Here is a 24,487-nt window from a genome sequence, read left to right as displayed (position 1 = left end):
TATGATTAAATATAATATATATATTTTATTTATAATCTTGCAAGTCGTATAGTGGAATTAAGAAATCCCAAACCCTTATCCGGAAAGGAACATGCTTAATGAAAAATGTGAATTCTTCTTCCTTACTACACACATGGACTCAAGTAGATCAATATCTGAATGATCGATTGATTCCCGCCGATCCACTGCTCGAGCAAGCCTTAAACCACAATGCCGCTGGTGGATTGCCTGCCCATGATGTCACACCAAATCAGGGTAAATTTCTTCAACTTCTGCTTCAGATTCATGGAGCAACGCGAGTCCTCGAAATTGGAACACTGGGCGGTTACAGTACGATCTGGATGGCTCGTGCGTTGCCTGATCAAGGTAGAATCGTAACTCTTGAAGCCGATCCACATCATGCAGAAATTGCTCGTCATAATCTTAGCCATGCAGGGCTTATGGATAAAGTTGACCTACGTGTTGGGGCAGCCCTGACGACTCTCCCGGACATACAAGAAGAGTACCGTGAACCCTTCGATTTCATCTTCATCGATGCTGACAAACCAAGCAATCCCGATTATCTCCGATGGGCTCTACGCTTAGCACGTCCTGGAAGTCTTATCGTTGGCGACAATATTGTACGAGATGGTGAAGTGGCCAATCCAAACAGCACAGATGAGAGAGTCCAAGGTGTACGTACCTTCCTAGATATGGTTGCAAACCATCCTAAACTTGAAGCAACTGCACTCCAAACGGTAGGCAGCAAAGGGTATGATGGATTCATGCTTGCACGTGTTTTGCCATAAACCAAAAAAATAAACAGTGGTCAATTGTTCCGAAATTTCCCCATTCCTGTTAAACTGGTAACACTGCACAGCATCGACTGGGGGAAACCACTTGAGAGTTCTAAGACAGATCGTTTCGGAAATTCGGGGCTGGTCCCGCAATATCCAACTTTTTTTTCTAGCTAGTATTCTATATCAGATCGGTAATGGCATGTTCTCTGTCCTGTATAATTTGTACATTCAAGGTCTTGGCTACAACGACACCATGAATGGTCAGATTGTCAGTATTCAATCGCTAGCAACCGCGATTATGTTCGTGCCTATAGGACTCGGCGGTGATCGTTTCAGTCGCAAACGGTTGCTCATCGTCGGAGCATTGTTCAGCGGAATGTTCCTCATAGGACGCTCGTTCGACTATTCCGCCAGTGGGTTAATCTGGTTTGCCGTGTTCTCTGGACTTTTTGCTGGGGTATTCCAAGTTCTCGCGATCCCTTTCCTGGCTGAAAATGTGAAGAAGAGTCAGCGCTTGAAAATGTTCAGTTACTATTCTTCTCTTGTTCTTGCATCTCAGGTGCTAGGAAGTCTGGGAGGCGGCGTATTTGCTGATCTGCTTCATTCAGCAGGATTCGCGGTGGTCACCGGTTTACAAACGGTGTTAATTATTGGAGGCGTGGCTACGCTAGCCGCATTTATTCCTTTATTATTTATCAACGATAAATCAACTACACCCCAAACAACTCACCCAACGCCTACAACCATTCAATCGAAGGAAAGCGTTGAAGGAGTTATCTCTGAATCCACTGGAGTAGTCCGTGAGTCTAATGTTCAGCTCAAAAAGAAGGATTCCCGACTGATCGGTCAGTTTGTTATCACTCAATTATTGATTGGACTCGGTTCTGGTCTTGTTGTACCTTATTTGAATCTATACTTCACGAATCGTTTTTCTGTTTCTCTCAGCGGGATGAGTCTACTTATCTCCTTAGGTCAGATCATGACCATTGTCTCCATGCTGATTGGGCCTACGCTTGCAGCAAAGGTAGGGAGCGTTCGAGCTGTCGTCATTTTCCAGATCATGTCCTTGCCTTTCCTATTGCTTACGGGATTCACGAATCTGCTGGTGATCGCCTCCATCAGCTTCCTGTTTAGGCAAGCACTAATGAATGCGGCTAATCCGATTCACTCCGCCATTCTGGTTGACAAAATCTCTGATAAGCGACGTGGGATTGCGAATTCATTAATGCAGACGGCCTTCATGATCGGCTGGGCTACCATGGGTCCTGTACAATCTTATCTGGTTACTACCTATGGAACGTACTGGGGTTATGCGATCACGTTCAGTATTACAGGCAGCCTGTATGTTATTTCGTCCCTGATGTATTATGTGATGTTTAGGGAAGCCAAACCTGCTGCACAGGTGACAACGCATTGATAAGCGAGTAAGGTAGAGTGAGATGAGTTGAAGGGTCGAAGATTCCTTGAAGTAAAATAAGCGCCTATTCATCAGGAGTGATCTTACATGAATCAAATTTGCAACTTAAACCTATATACCGGTTCACGTATAGGGCTCGTGCCAACTAATATGAGGAAATGGAACGGATGGGAATGATGCGTAAGCATAGTCCCTCCGTTGTTTTTCGTTTTTTGCTCAGTTTGAGCGTCTCCGTACTGGGAGGTATCGTATTCACTGCGATCCATACGCCAATCCCTTGGCTGCTAGGGCCAATGGTGTTCATGCTTCTTGGTGCACAAGTGCTTAAGCTTCCGTTAATGTGGCCTGCAAACGTACGCGATTACGGAATTCTGATTGTTGGTTATTCGATCGGCCTCACCCTTACAGAGGATGCATTACTAGGAATTATGCACCAGCTTCCCATGATGCTGCTCATGACCTTACTACTCATTGGATTCTGTACATTAACGGCCTATCTCGCTTCGAAGCTTACTCCATTTGACTTTCCGTCTTTGCTTGTTGGGAGTATTCCGGGCGGATTATCCCAGATGGTTTCTTTAGCTGAGGAGATGAAATCCATTAATCTAACCCTGGTTACCTTTTTGCAGGTGACTAGGTTAATCATGATTGTGTTCTGTGTTCCTTTTCTGCTGTTCAGTCCATGGGTCGGTGGAGCTACTGTTGTAGGAACAGACCTTGTGCTGGGAACAAGTGCCTTATGGACAGCGTTATTCCCAGAAATATGGATCTATGCCCCACTATGCGTCATTGGCGCTTGGATCGCACGTAAGCTGCGTTTTCCCACTGCCTTTATGCTTGGGCCAATGATTGTCATGTGTGTGATTCAATTAACCACTTCGATGCATACACCTGCACTGCCCTCTTCTGTACTCAATCTATCGCAGTTGATGATTGGTAGTCATGTCGGTTTGATGCTTCGACCAGAGCAGCTACAGCGCAAGACGCAAACCGTCACTCTTGCTCTACTTAGTAGCGTACTGCTCATTGCTGGCTCTCTGGGGCTAGGTTATATTCTCATGCATGTGTACTCCCTATCAGCCGCTACTTCCCTACTTAGTATGGCTCCAGGAGGCATGGATCAGATGAGTATTATGGCTCATGAGGTAAACGCCAATCTATCGGTCGTCTCAGGATATCAGCTGTTCCGAATTTTATTTATTTTCTTTATCGTCTCTTCTGTTCTGAAGATCGTTCTCACTCGACTATTGAGACAGAAAGAAGGCAATTCAGAAATATGTTCACGGCCATCCAATTAAATGAGAGAATTTATCTCACACAAAGAGTACCCCGGGATCAACCCGAGGTACTCTTCGTGATTCAAGCTTTTCTTATAAGCCAATAATTAATATCGGGATCTGTTATGAGTCATTCAGCTACGAGCTATTGACTATAATGTGTATCCCTTAGTTATGAGCATTCGGATTCGTTTCCTGTTCGAGCCAGCTAAGGATACGAAAAGCTTCTTGATCTGTACTACCGCACATATCGAATGAAGCCTGTAATCCACTACACACATCAGGACGGTCTGGATGTCCAAAAATACTACAACGATTATCTTCCGTAAGTTGTACACAGCGTACCCCTGCCGGCTTGCCACTCTTCATTCCTGGAATCGGTGAAGATATCGAAATGGCGATACAACACGCGGCACAACCTGTTCTGCATTCCAAAATAATGTCTCCTTCATTACGATGTCTTATGGTAACTCACGATTCACCCAGGTCCACATTCGAGCTAATCCCTGGGCTATTCTATGATTCATGGTTCTATTGTGAAAATAACCACCATGGCTGAGCGGATTCCAGCTCTGTACCCAGTTACCTGAGTTAATCTCGATATCTTCCTTCACGGCAACTCCATAGGCCGGATCAATCGGACGTAAGGGATAACCAAGTATATCATCCTTATCATAAAAGTTAACCCATTCCCCTTCTAACCCCGGGAAAAACTGATGAGCTCGTTTCGCTGGAACCTGAATGGGCTGACTAAAATCATGATAACGTAAACTCCACAGCGGCAGTGTCGTTCCGAACGAATAAAAGCTAGTTAAGGTATCTCCCCGCTCCAAAGCTGATGTTACATCTATTATACAAGGTGTTCGACTGGAGGGATATTGAAGATCATAGAAGAAATTACTCGCAATGACTGCACCCAAACTATGAGCCAGCACGCACAGAGGTGTCTCTGGCCCGTTACGGTAAGAGAGTCTGTGCATCGCTTCGCTTAGTGTACGGTGTACAGCATCATAATGGTGTCCCTGCTGTTCAACAGGCTGATAAGCAACAGCATCAGCGAGATAATGGATGACGAATCGGCGCAGTACCTGGTAATTCAATTGAGGCGAAACTACAAGCTGCTGGAATAGTTCTTCTTCCCTCTCTTCGAATACATCAGCCCAAAATACAGGCTCAATATCGAGATACTGCTTGGCTGCTCCCGGCATAACCATGACCTGATCGAATTCATACTGCAATCGTAAAATAAGCTGATCCGCATAGTCTTCTTTTTGCCTACCAAGCCCATGAATGATCATCACCGCAATACGTGCCATGGTTCCCCTCCTCATCCTTGACCAAATACCTATTTCTTCATCTCCTCAAGCTATTCTATAAATTGAAGGTATGCGGGAGTTCACATCTTATTCAATTCTCTCATATTACCTGAACTAAGACGAGTATAAAGGATAATAGAAACATCCGTATCACAAAATGTAACATAACCAAATAAATTGTATTAAACTACATTGTTTATTCTCTATGAGATAAATCCAAATAAAAAGGAAGCTCAATAAATTGAGCTTCCCTTCTAATCGGATCATCAAGTTATCCCTTCAGATATACCTTTAACACGCCGTTACGATTGGATGTAACGTCACCTGTTGTAACTTCAACTCGGTCTACCACATCCTGACCGTCAGGAACGATAATTGGCGTAATTAGTGGATGGCCTGCTGCTTCAATCGTCTGACGATCGAATTCAAGCAAGGTTTGCCCAGCTCGCACATGTTCTCCAGCTTCTACATGCATATTGAAACCTTCACCTTTCAGTGACACGGTATTAATACCGACGTGGATGAGGATCTGAACACCGCTCGCATGCTCCAAGATGACAGCATGTTTGCTCTTAATGACATGGGCAATCTGTGCATCAAAAGGAGCAACGACCTTGTTGCCAGAAGGTTCAATGGCAATCCCTTCACCCATTTGTTTTTCTGCAAAGGCAGGGTCTGGAACCTGATCCAACGATACGGCTTTACCCGTTAACGGAGCCATCACTTCAAGAATATTAATTGAGGCTTGCGCATCGGAAGTCACCGCAGGTGCACCGCTAGAATCTGTGTTTTTGTTTGCCGTAGTGCGGTTATCCTCGGAAGTAGAAGTTGACGTGGATACATGATCTTCTGTCACAGAACCACTGCCCGCCTCACGATCTTGCTTTCTCATTTTGGCTCTTCCGAAAATAACGGTTAACAGGAACGGTACAATCAATACAATAGCCATACCGATGAAGAAGACGCCCCATTTGTTCGGGAAAATGGATAAGAATCCAGGTACGCCCCCTACCCCGATTGAGGTAGCTTGAACATTATTCATTGTAAGCAATACACCGCCAATAGCCGAACCGATCATACCGAAGATAAACGGATAACGATAACGAATATTAACACCAAAGATTGCCGGCTCCGTTACCCCCAAGAAGGCGGATACCGAGGATGTTGCCGCGAGACCGCGCATCTTCTGTTCACGCAGTACAAGCATCATCGCAAGTGCCGCGGAACCTTGTGCGATGTTGGATAGCGCCAGCATCGGCCACAGGAATGTACCGCCCTGGCTACCAATTAATTGTACGTCTACTGCAAGGAAGGTATGGTGCATTCCCGTAATAACTAGCAATGCATATAGTCCACCATAGATTAATCCACCCAGTGCTGCATATGAATCATAGATATAGATCAGACCCGATGTAATGGCATTCGCAATTGCAAATGTAACTGGTCCAATGATTGTAAATGCCAAAAATCCAGTAATAAGTAATGTTACGGGTGCCACTACAAGTAATTTAACGGAATCATGCACTCTTTTGTTAAGGAAGATTTCCATCTTGGCAAGCAGATAAGCTGATACTAGTACCGGCAGAACCTGCCCTTGGTAACCGATCTTCTCAATATGCCAACCAAACAAATTCCACGTAGGTACCGTACCTTCATTCACTGCATCAGCATAGCCATAGGCACTCAGCAGATCAGGATGTACAAGGATTAGCCCGAGCACAATCCCGAGCAGCGGACTGCCGCCGAATCGTTTAACAGCTGCCCAACCAATCAGTGCAGGCAGGAATGTGAAGGCCGTGCTTGCAATCGTGTTAATAATAGAAGCTAAATCCTTCCAAGCCGGATACACATCCACTAACGATTCTTTATCAAAGAATATTCCCGGCCCTGTCAGGATGTTGTTGATCCCGAGCAATAGACCTGCTGTAATGATCGCTGGCAGAATCGGAATGAAAATATCCGAAAGGGTTTTGATGGCGCGTTGAATCGGATTTTGTTTCTTCCCTGCTGCCGCCTTCACATCATCCTTGGAAGAACGGTCACCACCTGTAATCTGGATCATCTCATCATAGACTTTATCTACTAGCCCTGGCCCGATGACGACCTGAAATTGACCCTGGGATGAGAATTGACCTTTAACCAAATCATTCTGGTCCAAAGCTGCCGCATCAACTTTGCTCTCATCAACCAAGGCAAACCGGAGACGTGTAACACAGTGCGTTGCAGCTTCAATATTCTCTTTGCCGCCAACTGCGCGTACTATCTCCTCTACCTGTTTTCTATCTATTGCCATAATGTCACTTCCCACTTAGTTAATGTGTATATACTCATGTTCCAAAAGCCCGGTTTTCCAATAAGAACCGTTGGAACAATGATTACTAATTCTTTTGTGGAACTAGCCACATATAAGATGCATAAGGGCTTAATGATAATTCCTGCTTCAGATCAGGTTCCTGCTCTGTATTGCCGATCAGCAATTCATGGGTTTTGCCGGCAATATGTTCCTTCCAGATCGCATCAGAGAATGTAAAATTCGTACTGAGCTGACTGAAGTTAGATACCACAATCAGCATATCGCTTCCATTCGTGCGTGCATAAGCGAATACTTCTGGATGGGCATCATCAAGACGTTCATACAATCCGTCGATCAATACAGGTACCTGCTTACGAAGAGCAATCAGTTTACGATAGTGATAGTAGACTGAATCCGGATTAGCCAGTTGCTCAGCCACATGAATGGAAGGATATCGCTCATCGACCTTGATCCATGGTGTGCCAGTTGTAAATCCTGCATTCTCACTTGCATCCCATTGCATCGGGGTTCTTGAGTTATCACGTGAGCGCTGCTTCACGATCTCAAAAGCTTCTTCAGCCGTTTTACCTCGTTCCTCCTGTAGCAATCGATACATGTTGGTTGATTCAATATCGCGGAACTCACTTACATCGTTCCATACGGGATTCGGCATCCCAATCTCTTCTCCTTGATACACATATGGCGTTCCCTGCATGCCATGAATCGTGGTTGCCAGCATTTTGGCACTTTCGGCACGATAATCACCATCATCCGCGAAACGGGACAATGCCCGAGGCTGATCATGGTTATTGAGGAACAAGGCGTTCCAGCCTCCACCTGCTTGCATGCCTGTCTGCCAATCACTGAACAATTGCTTCATTGCCTCGAAATCATACGGCATCAGTTCCCATTTCTGACCATTCGGATAGTCCACTTTCAAATGGTGAAAATTGAAGGTCATTGAGAATTCACGCGAATTCGGGTTGGAATATTGAATGCAGTGCTCTAACGTTGTGGAAGACATCTCTCCCACCGTGACCATATTGTAGGGACCGAACACCTCTTCATACATCTCGGTGATGTATTCGTGTACGCGTGGTCCATCGGTGTAAAACTTACGACCATCTCCCGGAGGTACACTGCCGTCATCGTTTGGAAAACGCTGATCCTTGGAGATCAGATTAATGACATCCATCCGGAAGCCGTCTACTCCTTTATCCGCCCAAAATTTAATCATATCGCGCACAGCTTTGCGTACTTGCTCATTCTCCCAATTCAGATCAGCCTGTGTTTTGTCGAACAAGGTTAGGAAGTATTGACCTGTATGCTCATCGTATTGCCATGCCGGCCCACCAAATTTAGACTGCCAATTGTTCGGCACACCGCCATCTGGAGCTGGATCTTTCCAAATATAATAATCCCGGTACGGATTATCTTTGGAAGACCTCGACTGCTGGAACCACTCATGATCCGTGGACGAGTGGTTCACCACGATATCAATCATTAATTTCATATCTCGTGCCTTGAGCCCCTTCAACAATTCGTCGAAGTCCTCCATTGTGCCATAGTCAGGGTTAATCTTGTAATAATCAGCCACATCATAGCCATTGTCATGTTGAGGAGAAACATAGACCGGCTGCAGCCATACGATATCAATGCCCAAATGCTGCAAATAGTCTAGTTTTTCCGTCAGGCCTCGAATATCCCCTGTGCCTGTTCCCGTCGTATCGTTGAAGCTCTTGGGATATACCTGATACACCGTGGACGTTTTCCACCACGATGAGGAAGTTGTGTCGGTTGAACTCATGTTAACGCCTCCAAAATTTTAATACGTATTGGTCTATCTCATCAGTTAACTTCATGTCTATATTACATAAGTAAACATGTATATACAAGTTGAAACTATATCTTTCTTATAAGTTCGTGTTAACGACTTCGAATTTGCTAACCTGAGCGAACTCTGATGAAGCTTGGTGAAAAACCGCTATACATACCCTTTCTACACATTCCCCATAAATGGTTGCTATGTAACATTTATTTTGAAACTAACGTTCGGAAACGCCATGATATCGGTGATTTGTCTAAAGTGAATAACCCACCTCGCCTCAACCTAAAGATATGCATATAGTTCGGTATCATGAACTTACACCCTGAACTCACACTTTAAATCTCAAAAAAAGAAGGTGAGTAACACGTCATCTAACTTAACGTGTTACTCACCTTCTTCATTGCTCGATCCAGAGTGGACGATTGAGAACAACCTCTATAAACTAAAGGAGTCCCCTGGCGCCATCACTCGACCTTCCAATCCTATGGAAGCTAGCTGCTGTACGAACTTTTCGGCATCCTGACGAATCACTGGGAATGTATCATAATGTACAGGGATGGTCAGTTTGGCATTAAACCACGCTGCGGCTTGAAGTGCGTCTTCAGGCCCCATGGTGAAGTGTCCACCAATCGGCAGGAAGGCAACATCAATCTTATGACGATCTCCAATCATTTTCATATCACCGAATAAGCTTGTATCACCCGCATGCAATATCGTTTTGCCACCGATGTTAATGATATATCCTGCAGGCAATCCTGCGTACATAATGCGTTGTTCCTCTTCCAGCACAATTCCTGATGTATGGAAGGCTTGAATCATTTTCGCCTGCGCAAAATCAAGATCCACAGTTCCGCCCATGTTCATACCCAGCGTATCAAGCCCTTTCCATGACATGTATGTAGCCAACTCCACGATAGCAACCACTTTGGCGTTATTCGCCTTCGCAATCGGTTCAGCATCCAAAATATGATCCATATGTGCATGAGTCAACAGCACGACGTCTGTCTTAATGTTCTCGGGTTTAGTAACAGCCAGCTCATTGCCACGTAGAAAAGGATCAATGATCAGCGATTTTTCTTCTGTGCCCAGTTGGACACTGGAATGTCCATGGTAAGTAATCTGCAGCATTTCGGCAGCCTCCTGACAAGTTAATATACAACAGTAATGTAGTTTACTTCACATCCATGATTTCACAACTTACGTTTATAAGTATAGTCCATAGCCAGCATACAAATCAAAATTAGAACAATTTAGAGCATTCGATAAACTCTTGCCTCATAAGGCTGCAATAAAATGGTGCCTTCATCTGTCGAGTAACGTTTGTTCACATTACAGATCATGAGTTTGGCTTGTTCTGCTGCCCATCCTTCGGGCCAATGCATTTCAGGTTCATTTGAACTAAAGTTTAGGATCACTAGCACTTTCTCGTCATCTAAAGTCCGTGTATATGCGTAGATATCGGGGTCATCGGCAAGAAGTAATTCATACGCCCCATAGATCAGCACCTTGTTTTTTTTGCGCAGTGAAATCAATTTCCGATAGTAATGTAAAATGGACTGTGGATCACTTTCAGCAGCAGCGACATTGATCTCTGTAAAGTTATCATTCACCTGAATCCAAGGTTCACCCTTCGTGAATCCAGCATGCTCACTGTCATCCCATTGCATGGGAGTTCGTGCATTGTCCCGACTCTTCAGCCAGATGGCCTCCATGACATCCTGTTTCGATCTTCCCTGACCGATATGATGTCTGTAATAGTTCATCGTTTCAATATCTCGATATTGTTCGATGTCCGGAAAAGCAATATTGGTCATGCCGATCTCTTCGCCTTGATAAATGTATGGTGTACCTTCAAGAGTCAACATCCAGGTCGCCAGCATCTGGGCTGAGCGCACTCTATATTTGCCATCATCTCCAAAACGGGATACCGGCCGAGGCTGATCATGGTTTCCCATGTAGTTCGCATTCCACCCGCGTCCATGCAGGACGGTCTGCCATTGACTCATAATTTCTTTCAACTCGGGTAACTTCCACTCTCGGTAGTTCCACTTCCCGATCCCTGAGGATTGCGCATCTACAAACATGTGCTCGAATTGAAACACCATATTAAGCTCATTACGATCCGTTCCTACATAAGCAAGAGCCTGCTCAGGGCCGAGACCCGATGTTTCACCTACTGTCATCGGTCCATATGGTTTCAGAATCATATCGTTCAGCTTGTTTAAGATGGAATGAACTTGTTGCAGGTTCGAGAATAGCTGATATGCAGGCACAACAGGTAGATTATCGGGATTATGCGCACTGGGCAGACCCTCTGCCTTCGCAATATGAGCAACTGCATCGAAACGGAAGCCATCGACCCCTTTTTCCAACCACCAATGAACCATTTCATACATCTCTTCCGCCATCTGTGGATTATCCCAGTTGAGATCAGGCTGATGTTCAGAATACAAATGTAAATAATACTCATTCGTCTCCGGATCAAGCTTCCACACTGAACCCCCAAAATAAGATTCCCAGTTGTTCGGAAGTTGACCGTGTTTACCGGATCGCCAGATATAATAGTCCCGTTTCGGATTGTCTTTCATTGAACGTGATTCTGCAAACCACGGATGTTCATCCGAAGTATGATTCAGCACGAGATCCATCATGATTTTAAGACCACGCTTATGTGCCTCTTCCAGCAATCGATCAAAGTCTTCCATCGTACCATATTTACGCATAATCGCGTAATAATCGCTAATGTCATAGCCATTATCATGACCCGGTGATTCATAGATCGGACAGATCCAGATTACATCGATTCCAAGATCCGTAAGATAATCGAGCTTATCATAGATTCCTCGCAGATCACCATGACCGTCTCCGTCCGAGTCCATGAAGCTGATCGGATAGATCTGATACACTACACTCTCTTTCCACCAAACGATGTCAGCCACCTCATTTCTCTAATATTCTAATTTATGAAGGTCGTTCAATATCCCGTTAATATGTTTTATCCGAAATGCACTCTTGATAAACACCCGCTACTCAATTACACGCAAAAAGGATCGGGATAGCGTGGCCCTATGGTAGGTATACGCTATCCCGATCCCGCTATTACACCTTGATTTACCTAAACTCTGAACTATGCCTACTATATAGATTGAACTATACATATTTACACTGACCACTCCGATGGCATAATAACCTTTCGATCGCTGTTCAATCTATATAGACGGTTGACGAAGTCTCTCAACATGCACTAAGATCCGCAAGCCTACATATCCGATCCATGCGCCTAATGTATTCAGTATAATGTCATCGACATCAAACGTCCCAACCCGGGTTACTAGCTGCGTTAGTTCTACCGCAAATAAAATTAGGATAACGGTTACTGTAAGCTTCAGGAAGGATCGACATTTGCGAATCAACACGGGAATGCATACGCCTAAGGGAATGAATAATACAATATTGCCAAATAGATTTTTTACCCAAGCTTCTGTGGTGTACTTTTCTCTCTCCAAGAGAAGGGGGCTGATCGTTTCAAAAGGTACCCAGTTATATTGATAGCTTAAGCCTACCGTTCTGCCTTTGAAAAATAATAAATTGCCCATAAACAGCACATAGATCACGGTGATCGCTGCCACAATGATCTTGCACTGTCTGGAGTTAATCCATGAATCTCCACTCATATTCCTGAAGCCCTCCGGCTTTTATTACCGCGGAGCGGTTCTGTTTATTTTAGCGGAATATAGATCTTCATGTCCAACTGCTCAGTGGATGACTTCCATACATCGGTCACCTCAAAGTCTGCTCCTTCCCCTCGCTCGTAATTGGATTGGGGTAACCAGCTACCATAGATCATTTTGCGAATATCCTGACCTGAACCATCAACCCTGAACTCCGCATACACGCCGCCGGGAATTTCAAACTCCACGTACCCTGGCTTCAACAATGGTGTTACACTAGCGCTCTCCTCACCTACGATAAAAGAAAATTGACCATCTTCCTGAAAGTGGCAGGCAATGCCATACGCTAGATCCGGGCGTGAACGGTCTGGTATATCCATGAATTTCTGCTCTGTTCCAAACTGATGATAAAAGCCCGGAATGTCTCCATAATGCTGATTGTCATTCAAATTCGTCTTGTACTCATACCCGATAATGCGAATTGCTTCAAGCGTTACGATGTGCGGTGAGTTCATATAAAATCCCCCTCCAAGCTGATTCCGATAATCGTTGAAATCAATCATCTGCTGGAGCTTCAAAGAATAGGAATTATCCTCCAACTTGCGAAATTTGGCAGGTGTCACGCCCCAGTACGTTGCAAACGCCCGTGTAAATGCTTCCTGTGATTGATACCCCCAGTTCAAGGCGATGTCGAGTATACCTTCGCTCGTATTCCTCACATGTTGAGCCGCCTCACTGAGCCTACGCCTGCGTACATACTCCAACACGGTGTACCCTGTTATAGCCTGAAATAAACGCTGGAAATGAAACGCAGAGAAGCCAGCGCATGCAGCTGTCTGCTTCACATTAAAATCATCTTGTAGATGTTCCTCTAGGTATGTAATCGCAAGTTGGATACGTGTGTAATGATCCATGTTGCACCCTTTCCTTTCTACGCTATGCTGCAGATATGAAATGAACGATTTCTCCATCATTATGACTGAGCTGACACGATTTTTTTTGATTTTCTGTGCGAACATTTCGTTCATGCCTACTCGTCGTTCATGTGTCTGCTCCCTATTGGCAAACATTCGTTCTACTGATAAGGTGTTACTAAAGCGATAATTTCTCATTAGGAGGTAATCATGACTCGCGAATCCCGTCCAACCGTGACCAACGAATTCAAGCTTGCGCTACCCAAGCTCCCACGTCAGCTTGAAGCAGTACCTGTAGAGGTATTACAGCTCCATGATGAGCAGACCATTGAACAAGGATTATACGAGAATGGGTCTTTATCTGGTTGTGAGGCGAATAAAGTTTTGATGGAGAAGGTGCATTTTAAACATGTTGTTTTTGAAGACATGGCTCTGCCCGGTGTAGAAATTACAGACGCGATCTTCGAGCATTGCGATCTATCCAACGCGAACTGGAGTGAGGCCATCATTCACCGAGCGACATTTCTTCATTGTAAAATGGTAGGTCTTGACCTGCTCGGTTCGACCTTACGCAACGTGCGGTTTAGTGAATGCTTGGCCGAATACGCTACCCTCCGTTTTGCTAATCTGAAGCAGGTTGAGATCGAGCTTAGCTCCTTCGCTCATGCAGATTTTTATAGTGCTACCCTTAGCAAAATTCGACTTGAGCAGAACAACATTGATAAAGCTCAATTCTCAAGCACACCGCTGAATGGCATTGATATCAGTACCTGTGAGTTTCACAATCTCGGCGTGACGATGGAGGATCTTCAAGGCTGTATAATCTCTGCTCCGCAGGCGATTTTGTTCACTAAAATTTTCGGACTTGTGGTAAAAGAGGAGTGATGTTTACTATATTATTAGATTACAGTAACCGTACACGAGTTTAACGACGTCAATTTACTACATATGTACACGGATGACAGCCCAAGCTTGAAGGTAGCTCGCAGGCTTCTATACATAAACAAATCCCCTCGATTGACCGAGGGGATTCTCCATTTCATTACCCTTTCCAATATCCAGATACCGGTTCAATGCCCCAGATATCTGTCGCATACTCGCTAATGGTACGATCACTCGAGAATATGCCAGATTGTGCAGTATTCAGCACAGCCTTGCGAGTCCAATCCGGTATATCACGGTATGCCACGTCAATTGCAGTATGTGCCTCAGCATACGCAGCAAAATCACGCAGTACAAAATATTCATCGCCATGGGCAACCAGTGAATCGTAAATATCCCAGAATTCCCCTTCCCGATGGCAAAATGCTCCCGGATGGATCAGTTGCTCAACCACTTCACGGATTCGGTTATCCTGACTGACCAGCTCACCAGGACGATAGGAACCGGAATGAACATAGTTTAACACCTCATCAGCGCGTAGTCCGAAGATAAACATATTATCCTCTCCAACCTGCTCTGCCATCTCGACATTGGCTCCGTCCATCGTTCCGATGGTCAAAGCTCCGTTCATCATGAATTTCATGTTGCCCGTGCCCGATGCTTCCTTACCCGCCGTCGAAATCTGTTCACTGACATCCGCAGCCGGAATAATTTTCTCTGCCAGGGAAACGGAGTAGTTCTCAAGGAAAAATACTTTTAGACGATCATTAACTGCCTTATCCTGATTGATCGTGCTTGCTACATTGTTAATGAGCTTAATGATTTTTTTGGCAAAATAATAACTTGGCGCAGCCTTGGCACCAAAGATGAATGTCCGCGGTACGATGTCGAACGTGGGATCATTCTTGAGCTTATTGTATAAATGCATAACGTGCAGAATGTTCAGCAATTGCCGCTTATACCCGTGCAATCGTTTCACCTGCACATCAAAAATAGAGTCTGGATTCACCGCTGTTCCCGTATGATCCAAAATATAAGACGCAAGCCGTTCCTTATTGCCTCGTTTAATGGCACGGAATTGCTCTTGGAAGGATGCATCTTGCGAAACGGTTGTCAGTTCATTTAACTTACCGGGTTCGGTTATCCAAGCATTCCCGATCGTCTCTGTAATGAGATGAGATAGTTTAGGATTGGCATGCATTAACCAGCGACGATGGGTTATTCCATTGGTTTTGTTATTGAAACGCTCTGGATAGAGTGCATAGAACGGAGCCATCTCACGTTCTTTAAGAATTTCGGTATGCAGCGCCGCTACACCATTGACGCTGTGGCTGCCCACGATAGCGAGATGTGCCATTCTAACTTGATCATGCGCAATAACCGCCAGATGTGTTATACGTTCTTGATCTCCGGGATATCGATCCAGAAGCATGCTGCAGAAGCGCTTGTTAATCTCTTCAATAATCATGTAGATCCGTGGCAACAGCTTGCTAATCATGGATACAGGCCATTTTTCAAGCGCCTCACTGAGTGTGGTATGGTTCGTGTACGAGACCGTGCGGGTCGTGATGTCCCACGCTTCATCCCATCCATACCCTTGATCGTCCATTAAGATGCGCATCAGCTCAGGAATGACGAGTGTTGGATGTGTATCGTTAATATGGAATGCAACCTTATCCGGCAACCGGTCATAGGACAGACCCAGCTTATTAAACGTCCGCAAGGCACTCTGTACTCCAGACGAACACATGAAATACTGTTGCTTCAAACGCAGCAGCTTACCTTCATACTGAGAATCGTCAGGATACAGGAACTCTGAGATCGACTCGACCGAACGACTGTAATCGAGGTATCCGTAATAGTTCGAAGGGGTATCCAGCGAACTTTCGCGCTTCGGCTCAGCACTCCACAGTCGCAACGTATTTACGTGAGGGTGACCATACCCGATGATCGGCACATCGTAGGGAACCGCCACAACGGATTCAGCATCCTTCGTTACGAACTGATAACGTCCATTCTCTTCCTGCGTTTCAACGCGACCCCAGAACTTTACTTCGACTTTCTTGTCTGGACGGCGGACTTCCCACTCATTGCCCTTCTCTAGCCAATTATCTGGCAGCTCAACCTGGTTACCGTTAATGATTTTTTGTTCAAACAGACCATATTTATAACGAATACCACAACCATGACCTGCATAACCGAGGGAAGCTAATGAATCCAGAAAACAGGCTGCGAGCCGTCCTAATCCACCGTTACCGAGTCCAGCATCCGCTTCCTGTTCCTCCACTTCCTCTAACGAGAAACCTAGATCAGCCAGGCTGTCACGGACGAGTTCTAATTCATTGACATTGAGTAAGTTATTACCGAGCAGACGTCCAATCAGGAATTCGAGCGAGAAGTAATAGACCTGTTTATCCTGCCGCTGCTTAAATCCTTGATTCGAGGTCGCCCAATCTTGCCCCGCGTATTCGCGAATCATACTTCCAAGTACGTGATAGACATCTTCCTGCGTTGCTTCTTCAAGCGGTTTGCCCAATTTGCTGACCAGATTCCGTTGAAATATGCTCTTGAACGTTTCTTTGTTGTCAAACAAAAGTAGGTTCCTCCCAGTGAAATCCTGTAGGACGGTGACGGTTCATACACTGAAGTGACTAGCGTTCTGCAAAATAGTCGTTACGGTGACGAATCCTTCTTTCGATCGCTGTTGTCTCCCAAATTTCTTGTTCAACCTATTTAATAGGTTGAACTTTGGAGACAAAGGCGAACGCTACGCTTCTTCAGAATTGATTTCGTCCCCTTCACTTACTGTTGAGCTCTTCTGCAAAATAACTTCTATCCATGAACGTGAATCCATCCTACAGGATTTTTATTTTATATATTTATAGAAACAATTTCATCTCTCATCGAATGAGGATGATGGTAGCTATAGCTAGTTAAATGATGAATTGTGGCGAATAATCCTTTTGATCTCATCTACTCCTGATTAATCAAGGATATCTAAACTGAAATAGATGTATTTATAGATGATATCGGTTATGCCATCCGATTAGATAATAGTGCTTTTTGCCAAAATATACGGGTTTGATGGGTCACCAATCAACGTCTGCCCACCCGTTAGCTTCACATCTTTATCGAGGATAACATTCTCCAGTACAGCTCCCTCACCAATGTAACACTTCTGCATAATAATGGAACCCTTAATTTTGGCACCTTTGGCTACATGCACTCCACGAAACAGAATACTATCCTCGACTTCTCCACCAACAATGCACCCATTCGCTAGTAAGGAATGTTTCACCTCGGCTGTATCGAGATATTTAGCAGGTGCCTCATATTTAATCTTCGTTTGAACAGGCTCTTCTTGGAACAGTTGTTCATATAGTCCTTTGTTCAACAGTTCCAGACTATTCCGATAATAACTTTCGATTGAATTGATCACGGCATGATATCCGTCGTACGCATAAGCAGCAATCTTCAAACCATCTGGATTTTTCTGGATCACATCACGGAAAAAGTGACTCTCGCCGTGATCGATGCAGCGCTGTACTTGGCGCAAGAACAGTTGTTTTTCCATGATAAAAATCTCTGTATATATATTCGGGTGATCGGCACTTTGGTGAATGTCTAACACATTACCGTACCCGTCATGTTCAACTTTGACACAAGCATTATGCTCAGGCAACAATTGATCTACTTTTTTGCAGACCAGCGTAACGTCCGCCCCTGTGCTTTTATGATACCTGTAGACATCCTGTAGATCCGCTTTGGTTACATGACGGGTACCGGCATGAACAACATATTCTCCTGACCCCCGGTGAAAGAAATCTAGGTTATTGTGAAAATGCTGTAAATCGCCCTGTGAGGTATCCGTCGGATCATTCCAATCCGGTGGCAAAATAAACATACCTCCATGTTTACGATCCAGATCCCATGGCTTCCCATCACCCAGATGATCTAAGAGTGAACGATATTTACGCCTTACAAATACACCAATGCTTTCAATGCCTGCATTCATCATGTTAGACAACACAAAATCAATTAGACGGTAACGTCCGGCATAGGGCACCGCAGCTCCGCAGCGAAAGTACGTCAATTCCTTCAATTCTTCAAGCTCATGGTCAAGGTTAATAACTCCGATCAATGGTTTCATCGCATGCACCGTCCTTTACCCTTAGATTAGGCTTTGCTTGTCATTCCCTCGCGGAGCTGACGCTCCAATTCTTCTTGATCGATGAGTACAATATCACTTTCGTCTCCGGGTAAGGGGGCAATGTGTGCACCGTCAGGAATGACGAGTCCTTCCGATATAATAGCGCGATGAATGCGCACATTGTGCCCAATCTTCACTTTTGGCATCACAACAGAGTCAATGACTTCACTGTTCTGACCAACCTCGACGCCATAAAATAACACCGAATGGTTCACCTCACCGTGGACAACTGTGCCTTCACTAATAATGCAATTGCGCACCTTCGCGGTTGGAGAAATATACTGTGCAGGCTGATTCGGATTGCGCGTATAGATACGCCAGTCTGGATCATTCAGATTAAAAGGTGCCTCGTCGTCCAGCAGATCCATATTGGATTCCCACAGACTACGAATCGTACCAACGTCTTTCCAATAGCCTTCAAATGGATACGCATAAAGTGACTTTTCATGTTCAAGCAATAAGGGGATGATGTCTTTGCCAAAATCATAAGAGGTGGATGCCTGTTGTTCGTCCTGGATCAGGAAACGTTTCAATACATCCCACTTGAAGAGATAGATGCCCATAGATGCGAGTGTACTCTTAGGCTGAGAAGGTTTTTCTTCGAATTCATAGATACGGTAGTCATCATGAGTGTTCAGTATTCCGAACCGACTTGCCTCTTCCAGGGATACATCAATGACTGAAATCGTGCAATCCGCGTCCTTTTCCTTATGATACTGAAGCATTTTCTCATAATTCATTTTATAAATATGATCCCCTGATAGAACGAGTACATGCTCAGGGTCAAATTGTTCAATAAAGTTGAGATTCCGATAGATGGCGTCTGCTGTTCCACGATACCAGTTGCTTCCATCCTCACGTTCATGTGGGGGCAGTACATATACACCACCATTTTTGCGATCCAAATCCCAATCGCTGCCGATTCCAATGTAGGAATGCAACACAAGAGGTTCGTATTGGGTTAACACACCAACCGTGTCAATGCCAGAGTTAGAGCAATTACTTAGAGGAAAATCAATGATTCGATACGTACCACCGAAATAGACGGCGGGTTTAGCCAGCGATTTGGTAAGTCCCTTCAACCGTTTGCCTTGGCCTCCGGCTAACAGCATTGCTACAACTTCTTTTTTCGCCATCATTACAGCCTCCTCCACTTGCTTTCATTCTCTCTTTCATTCAGTCGCCCAAGTTCTTATTCTGTGGATGAGTGGACACTGTTGTCATGATCAGGAGCATGCTGTATAAACCTTGTTCATGTGCATTACATATACAAAAGTGGTGAAAACTCACATTGTAATAAGCTGGCATCACTGCCATGTCGGAAATGAAATTAAAATGAAAAATAGAAAGTGAAGAGTCATTTAACTAGTTAAACCGAGGTGTATTATGCAGGGTGGCCATCGATATTGTTGCGTAGAAAATGAGTTTCTTGCCTAAGTAAACATTAAACACAAACAAGAAACACGAAACTTACTGAGTCATCGATCCTAAAAGTGCATGTTCAAAAGGTCGGTTTTCAGTGGACAACCTCTAAAAGCTCAACTACTTCTCTCTCGTGCACATTCACTCCCTCCAACCCACTTTGATGTTACCTAGGAATTGTATTCGCTAAGAAGGAATCAAACTCCTTTTGTTTTTGTAAGGAAATATAATATGGAAAATAAAGTAATTTTATTATAGGATTAAACGACAAATAAGCCGAGAACTTATATTCCCGGCTTGTGTGCACGATTCATTATATAATTTTACGGAACAGCTCCATCACTTCATCTTTGGAAGGTTGATAGGGGTTCCCAGGTGCACAGGCGTCCTTCATCGCATTGTCAGCGAGTAGTTCGATATCCAAGTCGTTAACGCCTAGTTCGGACAGTTTCTCCGGAATACCGACCTCTTTGGAAAGCTGGCGAATTGCTTCAATGACATATTCAGAGCACTGCTCATCACTTTTCTCTTGCACATTCATACCAATCGCTTTGGCGATATGACGGAATTTGCCTGGTACATGCTTTGCATTCATCTCTTCCACATAGGGGAGTAACATCGCGTTACATACACCGTGCGGAAGATCGTATACACCACCTAGTTGATGCGCCATCGCATGAACATATCCTAAACCAGCATTGTTAAAGGCTATTCCGCCTAGAAAACACGCATATGTCATATGTTCTCTTGCTTCTAGATCACTGCCGTCTCTTACAGCTCTCGGCAAATATTCGAAGATCAATTCAACAGCCGCCGCTGCTGTCGCACTTGTAACCGTGAACCCACCTGGTGTGACCATCGCTTCCACGGCATGGGTCAATGCGTCCATCCCTGTTGCCGCAGTCAAGCTAGAAGGTTTACTTAACATCAGTTCTGGATCATTTACTGAAAGGGAAACGAGACTGTTTTTGTCCACCATCACCATTTTCACTTTACGTTCCTCATCTGTAATCACGTAGTTAATAGTCACCTCACTTGACGTACCAGCCGTTGTATTAAACGCAACGAGGGGTACTGACTTATGTTGCGATTGATGAAGCCCTTCATAATCGCGGATATGGCCACCATTCGTAGCTACAATACCAATAGCCTTCGCAGCATCCTGTGGTGAACCACCACCAATCGAAATAATCGCATCACACCCATGTTCTTGATACACTTGAAGCCCATCATGTACGTTCTGACATGTCGGATTAGGCTGAACATCATCATATACGATATAGTCAAGCCCAGATTTTCTTAATATAGACAGCACCTGTTCCGTAACGCCTGAAGCAATTAGCGGACGGTCACTGACGACCAATGCTTTGCGAATCCCCATGTCTTGAATCATTTTACTCGCTTCTTGTATACAGCCTCTCCCCATCAAGTTCACGGGCGGAACATAATAAGCATGTGTTGCCATTTGAACCAGCCTCCTGTTACCCTGATTTGTAACTGACTTCATTGTAACTGAATCCGTTTTCAGATATAGTGAAATTAATCACAATAGAGCTAACAAATGTTACATTTAAAGATGATCTACAATAAAATGATAAAAAGAGCTAACCTCAAAAGGTTAACTCTTTCTTAATTATCGTTTAATGCTCACTCATTACTCCATATCTAATGATCCGTTCAGGTTCTTAACAGCTCTTGAATGGGTGCGTAATACACACGGTATGCCTTCCCCTTCTCAAAGCCCAGCTTTTGAGCGATAGCAATTGAATCTTTACGAAAATCTTCGGTTGTCCAATGAGGTAAATAACCACGTTCAAGACATAACCGTATATAAGAAGTTGCCATAGCTGTAGCCAAACCTTGACCTCGATGCAATGCGTCGTACGTATGAATGCCAATCTCATGATGCTCATCACTCACAAATACAGACAAACAGGTACCTACGACTTGACCATCCAGGATGACACAAGTTCCTAGCCCATATCGGATAAAGTCTTCGACCCTATACCAGAATTTCAAAATCTCTTCTTGGATTACACCGCTCGTGTCCTCTTCCAGCACTGTAGCATCGATCACGCTAACCTGATATTGGGGAGGTATATCCAAACAAGCGTGCTGCTGCAACCAATGATTAAATTTCATCTGATCAAAAGTGAATGGAATTCGATAACCTTTGCCTAATTTGCCTGCAAAAGTCACCTGTAAGGTAGAATCCCAACTGCCTCCATGAGTCGGAAGCAACTCAAGATTCAACATCTCTTCACCAACCCGCAGAGCTTCGGGCAGAAGATCCTCTCTCAATAGCTTTTTCACCTGTGTATGAAATAATGAACCGTCTGGATCACCAATCCAATAAAACATCTCGTGTCTCGCCCAGATCAACACGCCTCCCAGGATATCTGAATGATCGACATATACTCGTCCGGCTTGAAGTCCAGCAAGCACTCCACCCATAACGACATGCCCCTGTCGATCACCTACAAGATCCTGTACACGTTTCAATAAAGTTGAATCTTGAACTAAGTACAGCATGATATAATCCTCGCATTCTGTCTAAGAGTATTCGTAAGCTACAGACATTCGAATCTGTCCTACTAGCTCTACGCTCAGAATGCGATACCGATCAAGTGCGGATTATTCTTCGTACCATTTCACCTCATTTAAGCTACTCTTCGAATTCTCTTAGAGTGCTTTGTCGTCTACGCCATCCAGCCAAGCTTCAATATCTCCAATCACAGAAGAGACACAGCCGTCTTCAAACGGAGAATTAAGTCCCGCAAGCTCGACCAATCCAGTAAAGGACAGGCTTCCTCCGGCTTTGCACAGCGTCAAATAATCTGCCCAAGCAGACTTCATATCCTGATTGCTGCGTTTCCAGAACTGGAATGCGCAGATTTGAGCTAACGTATAGTCAATGTAATAGAACGGTGACGAGAAAATATGACCCTGTTTATGCCAGAATCCGCCCTGTTCCAAATACGCATTATCTTTGTAATTAATATGCGGCAAATACGTCTTCTCAATGTTGCGCCATGCTTGCTTGCGCTCCGCCGGAGTTGCATCAGGATTAGCATAGACAAAGTGTTGGAACTCATCCACAGATACGCCATAGGGAATAAACAGCAGCGCGGAGGACAGATGATCGAACTTGTATTTGTCTGTATCTTCCTTGAAGAACAACTCCATCCACGGCCAAGTGAAGAACTCCATACTCATGGAATGAATTTCCGCAGACTCAAAAGTCGGCCAGTTATATTCAGGCACAGCAAAGTTACGGCTCTCGTATACTTGGAAAGCATGTCCCGCTTCATGCGTCAACACATCAATATCACCCGACGTACCATTGAAGTTGGAGAAAATAAACGGCACTTTATAATCGTTCAGGAACGTACAATATCCACCGCCCTGTTTGCCTTTTTTGCTCTCCAGATCCATTAGTTCGTTGTCCGTCATCATCTGGAAGAACACATCTGTTTCTGGTGATAGTTCGGCATACATCCGTTTCCCGTTCTCTACAATCCAGTCTGGATCACCTTTTGGTGTTGGATTACCCGTTTTGAAACTAAAGCCTTGATCGTAAAAATAGAGTGTATCCACATCAATCCGGCTGCGTTGACGTTCTCTCAGCTTGGTTGCAACAGGTACGATATAATCTCGGACTTGTGCGCGGAAATTCGCTACCATCTCCGCGTTATAATCCGTACGATTCATACGGTCATAACCAAGTTCCACATAGCTTGGATACCCCAGCTTTTTCGCAATCTGTGTACGTACTTTCACCAGTTCATCGTAGATCCGGTCGAATTCTGCTTCATGCTCCGCCATAAACGTATACCGCGCTTCTGAAGCACGTTCCCGCATCGAGCGATCCGTGGACAGCTCAAATGGATGCAGTTGAGGCAGTGTACGCTCTTCTCCTTCAAACGGAATTTTGGCTGAAGCAATCAGCTGATTGTATTCCGTAGACAGTTTGTTTTCCTTTTGAAGATCCTCAATGATCTCCGGGCTGAATGTTTTCAAAGCTTGCTCAGCGAGCTGAAACAGTTGGATTCCCCACTTTTGCTCCAGTTCCGCACGGAACTTGGAATTCACCAGCGCACGGTAAAAATCGGTAATATACTCTTGAACAACAGGCTGACTTTCATCCAGGAACTCATTCTCTGCCTTGTAAAACTCATCATTGGTATCAATGGAGTGACGGATATAGACCAGTTGTGCCTGAGTTTCGAAATCACTGCGCAGGGCATTGATCTTGTCCATAAAATCACTTTGCTCTTCCACTGAAGCCGCCGCTTCGAATCCCTTCAGCAGTTCACCGAAAGAGGTCTTGATGTGTTCCAGATCGGGACGTGTATACGTGTATTCACTAAACTTCATTTATGTACACCCTTTCCTGTTTGGTAGATTCGGGAGATTCCCGTGTTAAACTAAACCTATTATACAAAAGAGCAGCCTAAAAATCCCAACTTTACGAAAAA

The 24,487-nt window shown here is 44.5% G+C and carries 18 protein-coding genes; 4 read left to right on the top strand and 14 right to left on the bottom strand.

What is annotated here, in order from left to right; all coding sequences use genetic code 11:
- Positions 1 to 98: 98 nt before the first annotated feature.
- From ASD24_RS23570 to ASD24_RS23560, 3 genes are all read left to right on the top strand, one after another.
- Positions 99 to 788 (top strand): O-methyltransferase, encoded by a 690-nt coding sequence (locus ASD24_RS23570; RefSeq protein WP_056701116.1) that lies wholly within the window; start codon positions 99 to 101, stop codon positions 786 to 788.
- A gap of 91 nt (positions 789 to 879) precedes the next feature.
- Positions 880 to 2,196, top strand: a complete 1,317-nt coding sequence (locus tag ASD24_RS23565) for an MFS transporter (protein WP_056701113.1) — start codon at positions 880 to 882, stop codon at positions 2,194 to 2,196.
- A gap of 158 nt (positions 2,197 to 2,354) precedes the next feature.
- Positions 2,355 to 3,494 (top strand): AbrB family transcriptional regulator, encoded by a 1,140-nt coding sequence (locus ASD24_RS23560; RefSeq protein ID WP_235540772.1) that lies wholly within the window; start codon positions 2,355 to 2,357, stop codon positions 3,492 to 3,494.
- A 147-nt stretch (positions 3,495 to 3,641) separates the two neighbouring features.
- Here ASD24_RS23560 and ASD24_RS23555 read toward each other — a convergent pair whose 3' ends face one another.
- The 8 genes from ASD24_RS23555 to ASD24_RS23520 all read right to left on the bottom strand — a co-directional run bounded on the left by ASD24_RS23555 (position 3,642) and on the right by ASD24_RS23520 (position 13,495).
- On the bottom strand, positions 3,642 to 3,908 hold the full coding sequence (locus tag ASD24_RS23555; RefSeq protein ID WP_056701112.1) for a YkgJ family cysteine cluster protein: 267 nt from the start codon (positions 3,906 to 3,908) through the stop codon (positions 3,642 to 3,644).
- Between the two features lie 26 nt (positions 3,909 to 3,934).
- On the bottom strand, positions 3,935 to 4,789 hold the full coding sequence (locus ASD24_RS23550) for a hypothetical protein (protein ID WP_056701110.1): 855 nt from the start codon (positions 4,787 to 4,789) through the stop codon (positions 3,935 to 3,937).
- Between the two features lie 271 nt (positions 4,790 to 5,060).
- The gene (gene treP / locus ASD24_RS23545) at positions 5,061 to 7,082 is read right to left on the bottom strand and encodes a PTS system trehalose-specific EIIBC component (RefSeq protein WP_056701109.1); all 2,022 of its coding nucleotides are present in this window, start codon (positions 7,080 to 7,082) and stop codon (positions 5,061 to 5,063) included.
- An 85-nt stretch (positions 7,083 to 7,167) separates the two neighbouring features.
- Positions 7,168 to 8,889, bottom strand: coding sequence for an alpha,alpha-phosphotrehalase (treC, locus tag ASD24_RS23540; RefSeq protein ID WP_056701106.1), 1,722 nt, complete (start codon positions 8,887 to 8,889; stop codon positions 7,168 to 7,170).
- Between the two features lie 456 nt (positions 8,890 to 9,345).
- Positions 9,346 to 10,038 (bottom strand): metal-dependent hydrolase, encoded by a 693-nt coding sequence (locus ASD24_RS23535; RefSeq protein ID WP_056701104.1) that lies wholly within the window; start codon positions 10,036 to 10,038, stop codon positions 9,346 to 9,348.
- Between the two features lie 122 nt (positions 10,039 to 10,160).
- Complete coding sequence (locus ASD24_RS23530) at positions 10,161 to 11,849, bottom strand: glycoside hydrolase family 13 protein (protein WP_156395531.1); 1,689 nt, start codon at positions 11,847 to 11,849, stop codon at positions 10,161 to 10,163.
- Positions 11,850 to 12,119: 270 nt separating this feature from the next.
- Entirely contained in the window at positions 12,120 to 12,584 is a 465-nt protein-coding gene (locus ASD24_RS23525) for a VanZ family protein (protein ID WP_056701103.1), read from the bottom strand.
- 44 nt (positions 12,585 to 12,628) lie between these two features.
- Positions 12,629 to 13,495 carry an AraC family transcriptional regulator gene (locus tag ASD24_RS23520; protein WP_056701101.1) on the bottom strand — a complete coding sequence of 289 codons (867 nt, stop codon included), beginning with the start codon at positions 13,493 to 13,495 and terminating at the stop codon, positions 12,629 to 12,631.
- Positions 13,496 to 13,705: 210 nt separating this feature from the next.
- Between ASD24_RS23520 and ASD24_RS23515 the strand changes: the two genes are divergently transcribed.
- A complete protein-coding gene (locus ASD24_RS23515) occupies positions 13,706 to 14,380 on the top strand; it encodes a pentapeptide repeat-containing protein (protein ID WP_056701099.1) in 675 nt (224 codons plus the stop codon).
- Positions 14,381 to 14,537: 157 nt separating this feature from the next.
- On the opposite strand, the gene ASD24_RS23510 is transcribed toward ASD24_RS23515, so the two are convergent.
- From ASD24_RS23510 to ASD24_RS23485, 6 genes are all read right to left on the bottom strand, one after another.
- The gene (locus ASD24_RS23510; RefSeq protein ID WP_056701097.1) at positions 14,538 to 16,970 is read right to left on the bottom strand and encodes a glycogen/starch/alpha-glucan phosphorylase; all 2,433 of its coding nucleotides are present in this window, start codon (positions 16,968 to 16,970) and stop codon (positions 14,538 to 14,540) included.
- A 453-nt stretch (positions 16,971 to 17,423) separates the two neighbouring features.
- Entirely contained in the window at positions 17,424 to 18,527 is a 1,104-nt protein-coding gene (gene glgD, locus ASD24_RS23505; RefSeq protein WP_056701095.1) for a glucose-1-phosphate adenylyltransferase subunit GlgD, read from the bottom strand.
- A 26-nt stretch (positions 18,528 to 18,553) separates the two neighbouring features.
- Entirely contained in the window at positions 18,554 to 19,723 is a 1,170-nt protein-coding gene (locus ASD24_RS23500; RefSeq protein ID WP_056701092.1) for a glucose-1-phosphate adenylyltransferase, read from the bottom strand.
- A gap of 599 nt (positions 19,724 to 20,322) precedes the next feature.
- Positions 20,323 to 21,474: an iron-containing alcohol dehydrogenase gene (locus ASD24_RS23495; protein WP_056701089.1), complete on the bottom strand. Its 1,152-nt coding sequence runs from the start codon at positions 21,472 to 21,474 to the stop codon at positions 20,323 to 20,325.
- 212 nt (positions 21,475 to 21,686) lie between these two features.
- Positions 21,687 to 22,541, bottom strand: coding sequence for a GNAT family N-acetyltransferase (locus tag ASD24_RS23490; RefSeq protein ID WP_056701088.1), 855 nt, complete (start codon positions 22,539 to 22,541; stop codon positions 21,687 to 21,689).
- Positions 22,542 to 22,691: 150 nt separating this feature from the next.
- Positions 22,692 to 24,386, bottom strand: a complete 1,695-nt coding sequence (locus ASD24_RS23485) for a M3 family oligoendopeptidase (protein ID WP_056701086.1) — start codon at positions 24,384 to 24,386, stop codon at positions 22,692 to 22,694.
- Positions 24,387 to 24,487: the final 101 nt, after the last annotated feature.

The organism is Paenibacillus sp. Root52 (genome assembly GCF_001426865.1).
Classification (GTDB): domain Bacteria; phylum Bacillota; class Bacilli; order Paenibacillales; family Paenibacillaceae; genus Paenibacillus.
This window is presented reverse-complemented; position numbering and strand designations above follow the sequence as displayed.